Source organism: uncultured Oscillibacter sp. (assembly GCF_947654275.1).
Taxonomy (GTDB): domain Bacteria; phylum Bacillota; class Clostridia; order Oscillospirales; family Oscillospiraceae; genus Oscillibacter.
In genome coordinates this window covers 1-8,288 of the sequence record NZ_CANTJS010000080.1, presented here as the reverse complement: position 1 = coordinate 8,288, position 8,288 = coordinate 1, and the positions used below count along the sequence as shown (strand labels likewise).

10 protein-coding genes are annotated in these 8,288 nt (G+C 61.5%); all 10 read left to right on the top strand.

The genetic code is table 11. The features are described from left to right. Window positions 1-208: 208 nt before the first annotated feature. Window positions 209-1,069 (top strand): DUF975 family protein, encoded by an 861-nt coding sequence (locus tag Q0063_RS13775; protein ID WP_297872535.1) that lies wholly within the window; start codon window positions 209-211, stop codon window positions 1,067-1,069. Window positions 1,070-1,398: 329 nt separating this feature from the next. Further along, window positions 1,399-1,893: a 5-(carboxyamino)imidazole ribonucleotide mutase gene (purE, locus tag Q0063_RS13770; RefSeq protein ID WP_297872534.1), complete on the top strand. Its 495-nt coding sequence runs from the start codon at window positions 1,399-1,401 to the stop codon at window positions 1,891-1,893. Window positions 1,894-1,906: 13 nt separating this feature from the next. Next, window positions 1,907-2,155, top strand: a complete 249-nt coding sequence (locus Q0063_RS13765; RefSeq protein WP_297872533.1) for a bacteriocin immunity protein — start codon at window positions 1,907-1,909, stop codon at window positions 2,153-2,155. A 44-nt stretch (window positions 2,156-2,199) separates the two neighbouring features. Then, complete coding sequence (purC, locus tag Q0063_RS13760; protein ID WP_297872532.1) at window positions 2,200-2,913, top strand: phosphoribosylaminoimidazolesuccinocarboxamide synthase; 714 nt, start codon at window positions 2,200-2,202, stop codon at window positions 2,911-2,913. After that, window positions 2,913-3,050: a hypothetical protein gene (locus Q0063_RS13755; protein ID WP_297872531.1), complete on the top strand. Its 138-nt coding sequence runs from the start codon at window positions 2,913-2,915 to the stop codon at window positions 3,048-3,050. Before purC ends, Q0063_RS13755 begins: the two co-directional genes overlap by 1 nt. Window positions 3,051-3,061: 11 nt before the next feature. Beyond that, window positions 3,062-4,483, top strand: coding sequence for an amidophosphoribosyltransferase (locus Q0063_RS13750; protein ID WP_297872530.1), 1,422 nt, complete (start codon window positions 3,062-3,064; stop codon window positions 4,481-4,483). Between the two features lie 111 nt (window positions 4,484-4,594). Next, window positions 4,595-5,662 carry a phosphoribosylformylglycinamidine cyclo-ligase gene (gene purM, locus Q0063_RS13745; RefSeq protein WP_297872529.1) on the top strand — a complete coding sequence of 356 codons (1,068 nt, stop codon included), beginning with the start codon at window positions 4,595-4,597 and terminating at the stop codon, window positions 5,660-5,662. Window positions 5,663-5,664: 2 nt separating this feature from the next. Next, window positions 5,665-6,276 carry a phosphoribosylglycinamide formyltransferase gene (gene purN / locus Q0063_RS13740; protein ID WP_297872528.1) on the top strand — a complete coding sequence of 204 codons (612 nt, stop codon included), beginning with the start codon at window positions 5,665-5,667 and terminating at the stop codon, window positions 6,274-6,276. A 94-nt stretch (window positions 6,277-6,370) separates the two neighbouring features. Beyond that, the gene (locus tag Q0063_RS13735; RefSeq protein ID WP_297872527.1) at window positions 6,371-7,012 is read left to right on the top strand and encodes a CatA-like O-acetyltransferase; all 642 of its coding nucleotides are present in this window, start codon (window positions 6,371-6,373) and stop codon (window positions 7,010-7,012) included. 13 nt (window positions 7,013-7,025) lie between these two features. Continuing rightward, the gene (locus Q0063_RS13730; protein ID WP_297872526.1) at window positions 7,026-8,204 is read left to right on the top strand and encodes a phosphoribosylaminoimidazolecarboxamide formyltransferase; all 1,179 of its coding nucleotides are present in this window, start codon (window positions 7,026-7,028) and stop codon (window positions 8,202-8,204) included. The last annotated feature ends 84 nt before the right edge of the window (window positions 8,205-8,288 follow it).

The window sequence follows — 8,288 nt, the reverse complement described above, 5'->3', positions numbered from 1 at the left end:
GTATTCCCGCCTTGTTTCTACTTCATCAAAATATTCTACTATGTTCTTTCTCATAGTTCCTATTTTATCTCTTTGAATCCAATTTTGCAAAATTGATTTCCGTGCCCGGGAGACGGCGGCACTTGCCAACTGACGCCGGGCGTGATAAACTGGAAAAGAAAGCCGCCCGGCGTTTGTCCGAAGAGGCGGCTGAAGGAGGTTTTGCGTGATGTTTGAAATGATTAACCGCGGAGAGCGCAAGCGGGAGGCGGCGGAGCTGCTGCGGACCGCCCAGATGCCCGCCAGGCTGATGACGGCGCTGTATCTGGCCCTGCTGATGCTCTTGAATCTCATCGACAGCTTTGCAGATATCGGCTTTCTGGGGACCTTCATCTCCATTATGACCGGGCTGCTGGCCTCGGTGCTGGGGGCGGGGTTTGTCCTGTACTGCATGGCCGTCCGCCGGGGAGAGCGGGCGGAGTATCTGACGCTGTTTGACGGGTTCTCCTTTGTGGGGAAGATCATCTGTCTGGAGATTGTGGAATTCTTCTTTATTTTCCTATGGTCTCTGCTGTTCATCATCCCCGGCTTCATCGCCGGCTACCGCTACAGCTTCGCCCTGTACAACCTCTGTGAGAATCCCGGCATCGGCGTCATGGAGGCCCTGGACATGAGCAAGCGCCAGACTCTGGGCTACAAGAGCCAGCTCTTCACCCTGGATTTGAGCTATCTGGGCTGGTCGCTGCTGTCTGCCCTGCCGGCCTATATCATGTCGTTGGTGGTGTACTACAGGGTGCTCCAGAATGTGGGCCTCAGCGTGCAGGACGTGCTGATGAGCCCCGGCGTCCTGAGCCCCGTGACCTATCTGGGCTTCCCCGTCTGGGCCTGGGTGCTGATTCAGTCCCTCTGGACTCTGGCGGTGTCCCTGTTCTACCTGCCCAATTTCTACTGCGTGCAGCTCAGCTACTTCGAAACCGCCAAAACCACCTCCGGCGTCGGCCTGGGCGCACAGCCCCGAAACGGCGGAGGATTCGGCGGCGGGGACGGCGGCTGGCAGGACATGGGTCCCGACGGCCTGGGACCCTTCTAGGGCCAGCTGAGAGCCGTCATCCCCGTGTTTTGCGGAGCGGTTCCCGGCGGGAGTGCGGTCCGGCTGCCCGGACACCAAAATCAGATGAGACCACAGCAGGCGGCAGCCGCGTTCTCCGGAAAATGGGGGGCGCGGCTGCCGCTTCGTCCGGCAGAATTCCGTAACAAAGTAGGAAATGGGACAGGAAATAAAGTGGAAACTGTCAAAAATGTCAATTGCGGCGGCGGCCGGAAACCGATACAATTCAGGTATGACCTTTTGAGGTATGACCTTTTGCGCCGGGAGAGCCGGCGCGGTTCCCACTGACGATGATGAAGGGAGAACACGATATGAAAAAAGTCGCCATTATGATGGGCTCCGACTCCGACTGGCCGGTGGTTCAGGGGGCCTGCGCCCAGCTGAAGGAATGGGGCGTCCCCTATGAGGCCCGCATCATGAGCGCCCACAGGACCCCCGCCCAGGCGGCGGAGTTCGCTGGCAGCGCCCGGAAAAACGGTTTTGGCGTCATCATCTGCGCCGCCGGCATGGCCGCCCATCTGGCCGGAGCCGCCGCGGCCAACACCACCCTGCCCGTCATCGGCATCCCCATGAGGGGAGGCGCCCTGGACGGGCTGGACGCTTTATTGTCCACCGTTCAGATGCCCTCCGGCATCCCCGTGGCGGCGGTGGCCCTGAACGGCGCGAAAAACGCCGCCATTCTGGCGGTCCAGATTCTGGCGGTGTCCGACGAGGCGCTGGCCGCCAGGCTGGACGCCGCCCGTCGGGACATGGCCGCCCAGATTGCGGAGAAGGACGCGCGGCTCCAGGCGGAGCTGGACGGCTGAGGAGGGATTGCGGATGTTCCGGGAATTGTCCAGGGAAGAGCTTACGGAGCTGGTGAAGGCCATCCAGACTGTCCGGGATCAAAAGACCGGGCGGACGCTGACTGAGGCAGAGCACGCCGCGCTGGTGGCGAAGTTCAAAAAAAGCATCCGCCACCCCGGCGGCAGCGATCTGATCTATTACCCTCAGCTGATCGACGGGTTTCCCAAAGACCGGGAGCCCACCGTTGATGAAATCGTTGATATGGCGATGAAGGAAATTTAACAGACTATTTTGGCTATTTTAAAATAAGGAGAGGTCGATTTACCATGGAGAAGAGAGAGCAGCTCTACGAGGGCAAGGCCAAGAAGGTCTTTAGAACCGACGACCCCAATCTGTACATCGTGGACTACAAGGACGACGCCACGGCCTTCAACGGGGTGAAAAAAGGCACCATTTCAGGCAAGGGGGTCATCAACAACCAGATGACCAACCGCTTCATGGCGAAGCTGGAGCAGGCCGGGGTGCCCTCCCACTTCGTGAAGGAATTGAGCCAGCGGGAGACCCTGGTGAAAAAGGTCTCCATCGTTCCCCTGGAGGTGATTATCCGCAACATCTCTGCCGGGTCCTTCGCCAAGCACTACGGCGTGGAGGAGGGCATCGTCTTCGACGAGCCCACCATTGAGTTCTCCTATAAGAACGACGACCTGGGGGACCCCCTGCTGAACGAGTACCACGCTTTGGCCCTGAAGCTGGCCACGAAGGAGGAGATTGAGACCATCAAGAGGTATGCTTTCCAGGTCAATGATTTCCTCAAGGCCTTCTGGGCCTCCTGCGGCGTGACCCTGGTGGACTTCAAGCTGGAGTTCGGCCGCCTGGAGGACGGGACCATCGTCCTGGCCGATGAAATCAGCCCCGATACCTGCCGCCTGTGGGACTCACAGACGCACGAAAAGCTGGACAAGGACCGCTTCCGCCGGGACCTGGGAGGCGTGGAAGACGCCTATGCCGAGGTCATGCGCCGGATGAACGAGGCGCTGTAATGGGCGTCATCGGAGGACCGGACGGCCCCACTGTGATTTTTGTCTCTACCACCCCCGCCGGAATCGCCTGTTTGGTACTGCTGGCGGCGGCGCTGGGGGCCGGGCTCTGGTTCGTTTTCCACAGGCGCAAGAAGTAAAGGAGGCTGCAATGGGCGGTTTTTTTGGCGCGATATCCAAACGGGACGTGGTGCTGGACGTGTTTTTCGGCACGGACTACCATTCCCACCTGGGCACCCGCCGGGGCGGCATGGCTGTCTATGACGGGGAAACAGGCTTTCGGCGGCAGATTCACAACATTGAGAACACACCCTTCCGCACCAAGTTTGAGAAAGACCTGAGCACCTTCCGGGGGCAGGCGGGCATCGGCTGCATCAGCGACACGGACCCGCAGCCCCTGCTGGTGCGGTCCCACCTGGGACTCTACGCCATTTCCACCGTGGGCATCATCCAAAATGCCGAGAAACTGGTGGAAACCTATTTCTCCGACCACGGACATCAGTTCATGGCCATGAGCTCCGGCAAGGTCAACGCCACGGAACTGGTGGCCGCGCTCATCAATCAAAAGGACGACCTGGTGTCCGGCATCCGCTGCGCCCAGGAGCAGATTGAGGGTTCCATGACCATCCTCATCCTCACGCCGGACAGCATCCTGGCCGCCCGGGACCGGCTGGGCCGTCTGCCGGTGCTCATCGGCCAGAATGAGGAGGGCTGCTGCGTCTCCTTCGAGTCCTTCGCCTATCAGAAACTGGGCTATCAGGACGCCTATGAGCTGGGCCCCCAGGAGATCGTCCGCATCACCCCGGAGGGCTGGGAGACCCTGGCCCCCGCCGGGAAGGACATGCGGATCTGCGCCTTCCTCTGGACCTATTACGGCTATCCCAACTCCACCTATGAGGGCATGAATGTGGAGGTCATGCGCTGCCGCAACGGGGAGATCATGGCCCGGGACGAGGTCCAGCGGGGCCAGCTGCCCAAGGTGGATTATGTGGCGGGGGTGCCGGACTCCGGCCTGCCCCACGCCATCGGCTTCGCCAACCGCAGCGGCAAGCCCTTTGCCCGGCCCTTCGTGAAGTACACGCCCACATGGCCCCGGTCCTTCATGCCCGCGGACCAGGGGGTCCGGAACCAGGTGGCCAAGATGAAGCAGATTCCCGTGACGGAGCTCATCAAGGGCAAGAAGCTCTTGTTCGTGGACGATTCCATCGTCCGGGGCACCCAGCTCCGGGAGACGGTAGAGTTCCTCTATGAGTCCGGGGCCCAGGAGGTCCACATGCGGTCCGCCTGCCCGCCCATTATGTACGGCTGCAAGTATCTGAATTTCTCCCGCAGCAACTCCGACATGGAGCTGCTGAGCCGGAAAATCATCCAGTCTCTGGAGGGGGACGAGGGCCAGGAGCATCTGGAGGAGTACGCCGACGCCTCTGCGGAGCGGGGACAGTGCATGCTGAAGGCCATCTGTGAGGAGATGGGTTTTGACTCCCTGGGCTATCAGTCTTTGGAAGGTCTGCTGGAGGCCGTGGGCATCGACCGGGAGAAAATCTGCACGTATTGCTGGACCGGGCGCGAATGAAAATGAGGAATTAGGAATGAGGAATTAGGAATTTTCTCGGATTCCGGCAGCTCCTGATTCCAACTCCTAATTCCTAACTCCTAATTACTAATTCAATTTGGAGGTCTTTCTATGGAACATTCCCATTCCTCTGCCTATGCCGCCGCCGGGGTGGACATCACCGCCGGCTATGAGGGCGTGCGTCTGATGAAGCCCCTGGTGGAGCGCACCCGCATTCCCGGCGTGGTCTCCGGCATCGGGGGCTTCGGCGGGCTCTTCGCCCCGGATCTCTCGGGCATGACGGAACCGGTGTTTGTCTCCGGCACCGACGGCGTGGGCACCAAGCTGCGCGCCGCCCAGCTGCTGGACCGGCACGACACCATCGGAATCGACTGCGTGGCCATGTGCGTCAACGACATCATCTGCTGCGGCGCAAAGCCCCTCTTTTTCCTGGACTACATCGCCATCGGCAAAAACGACGCGGAAAAGGTGGCCGCCATTGTCTCCGGCGTGGCGGAGGGCTGCGTCCAGTCCGGCTGCGCCCTGATTGGCGGCGAAACCGCCGAGCACCCCGGCGTCATGGCCCCTGGCGACTATGACATCGCGGGCTTCGCCGTGGGCGTGGTGGACAGGCCCAGAATCATCGACGGAAGCCGGGTCCGGGAGGGGGACGCCCTCATCGGCCTCACCTCCTCCGGCATCCACTCCAACGGCTTCTCTCTGGTGCGGAAGGTCTTCGACATTGAAAACGCCGATCTCGCCGCCCCTATGGAGGCCCTGGAGGGCAAGAGCCTGGGGGAGGTTCTTCTGACCCCCACGAAGATTTACGTGAAGGCCCTTCAGGCCCTTCTGGACGGGGGAATCGACCTTCGGGGCGCGTCCCATATCACCGGCGGCGGCTTCTTTGAGAACGTGCCCCGGATGCTGCCTCGGGGGCTGGAAGCGCGGTTTTACGCCGCCATGCTGCCCCGGCTCCCCATTTTTGAGCTCATCGCCAAACGGGGGAATATCTCTGAGCGGGACATGTTCAACACCTTCAACATGGGCCTGGGTCTGGTGCTGGCGGTCCCGCAGGACCAGACGGAAAAGGCTTTGGAGCTTCTCCGCGCCGCCGGAGAGACGGACGCGGAGGCGGTGGGCCATGTGGCCCGGGGGGACGCCGGCGTTTCCTTCTGCGAGGTCTGCCCCCCGGTGGTGTGAGTATGGGCAGGGCGAGAATTGCCGTCCTGGTCTCCGGCGGCGGAACCAATCTGGAGGCCCTTCTGAACGCTCAGGAGCGGGGAGAGATTCCCCATGGCGAGATCGTCGTGGTGCTGTCCAGCGCTGCCGGGGCCTATGCCCTGGAGCGGGCGAAAAACCACGGCGTCCCCGGCTTCGCCGTCCCCCGGAGGGGACGGACCCAGGGGGAGTTTGAAGCCGGGCTGACGGAAAAGCTGACGGAATACCGGGCGGAGGTCATCATTCTGGCGGGCTTTCTCTCCATTTTGTCGGAGGCCTTTGTGAAGCGCTGGCCGGACCGGATCCTGAACGTCCACCCGGCCCTGATTCCCTCCTTCTGCGGCAGGGGGATGTACGGACTGAAGGTTCACGAGGCCGCCCTTGAGAAGGGCGTCAAGGTCACCGGGGCCACGGTGCACCTGGTCAACGAGATACCCGACGGCGGAACCATCCTGCTGCAAAAGGCGGTGGAGGTCCTCCCCGGCGACACGCCGGAGGTTTTGCAGCGCCGGGTGATGGAGCAGGCGGAGTGGGTCCTTCTGCCCCGGGCGGCGGAGCTGGTATGCCGCCGGGCGGCGGAAGAAGAGAGAGTCTGACCCCAACGGCTTTTCAGTTTTCAGAAAGGAGTGGGACCGTGAAGCGCGGACTTGACAGCGCCTCCTGAAAAATCAAATTTTTTAGGAGGCTGTTATGCATTTTCGAAAACTGGATATGGAGACCTGGGAACGGGCTCCTATTTACCGGCACTTCATAGACGATCTCCGCTGCGTCATGAGCCTGACGGTGGAAATCGACGTTACCGATTTTCTGCGGACCCTCCAGGGAAGAGACTGCCGCTTTTATCCCTCCATGATCTGGGTAGTCAGCGCCGCCGTAAACTGCCGGGAGGAACTGCGGATGGGCCGTGACGGGAACGGTGAACCGGGAATCTGGGACGCCGTATCCCCCTACTACGCCCATTTTCATCAAACGGACCGGCGCTTTTCCAAGCTGGTGACCCCATATGACCCGGATTTCCGGACCTTTTACCGTCGGTATCTGGAGGATCAGTCCCGCCTGGAAAGCTGCCGGGGCTTTGACCAGCAGGATATCCCGCCCAATATTTTTGACGTCTCCTGCTTGCCCTGGGTCCATTATAAGAGCTTTGACATGCACATTTTTGATTCCGGCACATGGCTGGCCCCGGTGGTCACCTGGGGCCGCTATGCGGAGAACCGGGACGGCAGAATGACCCTGCCCCTCTCCCTGAATCTCCACCATGCCGCCGGAGACGGCTATCACCTCTGCCGGTTCTTCTCCGACGTGGAGGATTGGATGAAACAAATTGACTGATAAGGAGCGCACTATGACGGAACTGGAACTGAAATACGGCTGCAACCCCAACCAGAAGCCCTCTTGCATCTTCATGCGGGACGGGAGCGATCTGCCCATTACGGTGCTCAACGGCAGGCCCGGCTATATCAATTTCCTGGACGCCCTGAACTCCTGGCAGCTGGCCCGGGAGCTGAAGGAGGCCGCCGGTCTCCCCGCCGCCGCCAGCTTCAAGCATGTGTCCCCCGCCGGGGCCGCCGTGGGCCTGCCCCTCAGTGAGACCGAGCGGAGGATGTACTTTGTGGAGGAGGCCGGGGACCTCTCTCCCATTGCCTGTGCCTACATCCGGGCCCGGGGGGCGGACCGGCTGTGCTCCTACGGCGACTGGGCGGCCCTCTCCGACGTCTGCGACGCGGACACCGCCCGCTACCTCAAGGCGGAGGTCTCCGACGGCATCATCGCCCCGGGCTATACCGGCGAGGCCCTGGAGATTCTGAAACGTAAGAAGAAGGGCGGCTATAACGTGGTCCGGATCGACCCGGAGTATGTCCCCGCTCCCCAGGAGTACAAGGACGTCTTCGGCGTCACCTTCCAGCAGGGCCGGAACGAATACCGGATTGACGAGAGTCTTCTGAGCAATATCGTGACGGAGTGTCACGACCTGCCCCGGCAGGCAAAGACCGATATGCTTGTGGCCCTCATCACCCTGAAATACACCCAGTCCAATTCCGTCTGCTACGTAAAGGACGGCCAGGCCATCGGCGTGGGAGCGGGCCAGCAGAGCCGCATCCACTGCACCCGTCTGGCGGGGACCAAGGCGGACGGCTGGCGGCTGCGGCAGCACCCCCAAGTGCTGGCTCTGCCCTTTATCGAGGGCATCCGCCGCCCGGACCGGGACAACGCCATTGACGTGTATCTCTCCGGCGAGTGGGAGGACCTTCTGGCAGACGGCGCGTGGCAGCGGGTGTTCACGGAGCGGCCCCGGCCCCTGAGCCCGGAGGAGAAAAAGGACTGGATTGCCGGGCTGACCGGCGTCACCTGCGGCTCCGACGCCTTCTTCCCCTTCGGGGACAACGTGGAGCGGGCGCGGAAGAGCGGCGTGCGGTACATCGTTCAGCCCGGCGGGAGCATCCGGGACGACAACGTCATCGAAACCGCCGACAAATACAATATGGTGATGGCTTTCACCGGTATGAGGCTCTTCCACCACTGATTTCAGAGTGGAGAGTAGAGAGTAGAGTTCCGCCACTCCTCGTAGCTGGGAACGGAACGCCTTTATCTTTGAGTTGTAGGATTC

Bases quoted from the DNA above. Each gene is read 5' to 3' on its own strand.
- purE (WP_297872534.1), top strand. From the start codon at position 1,399: ATGAAAAAAGTCGCCATTATGATGGGCTCCGACTCCGACTGGCCGGTG.
- Q0063_RS13775 (WP_297872535.1), top strand. From the start codon at position 209: ATGTTTGAAATGATTAACCGCGGAGAGCGCAAGCGGGAGGCGGCGGAG.
- purM (WP_297872529.1), top strand. From the start codon at position 4,595: ATGGAACATTCCCATTCCTCTGCCTATGCCGCCGCCGGGGTGGACATC.
- purC (WP_297872532.1), top strand. From the start codon at position 2,200: ATGGAGAAGAGAGAGCAGCTCTACGAGGGCAAGGCCAAGAAGGTCTTT.
- Q0063_RS13765 (WP_297872533.1), top strand. From the start codon at position 1,907: ATGTTCCGGGAATTGTCCAGGGAAGAGCTTACGGAGCTGGTGAAGGCC.
- Q0063_RS13735 (WP_297872527.1), top strand. From the start codon at position 6,371: ATGCATTTTCGAAAACTGGATATGGAGACCTGGGAACGGGCTCCTATT.
- purN (WP_297872528.1), top strand. From the start codon at position 5,665: ATGGGCAGGGCGAGAATTGCCGTCCTGGTCTCCGGCGGCGGAACCAAT.
- Q0063_RS13755 (WP_297872531.1), top strand. From the start codon at position 2,913: ATGGGCGTCATCGGAGGACCGGACGGCCCCACTGTGATTTTTGTCTCT.
- Q0063_RS13750 (WP_297872530.1), top strand. From the start codon at position 3,062: ATGGGCGGTTTTTTTGGCGCGATATCCAAACGGGACGTGGTGCTGGAC.
- Q0063_RS13730 (WP_297872526.1), top strand. From the start codon at position 7,026: ATGACGGAACTGGAACTGAAATACGGCTGCAACCCCAACCAGAAGCCC.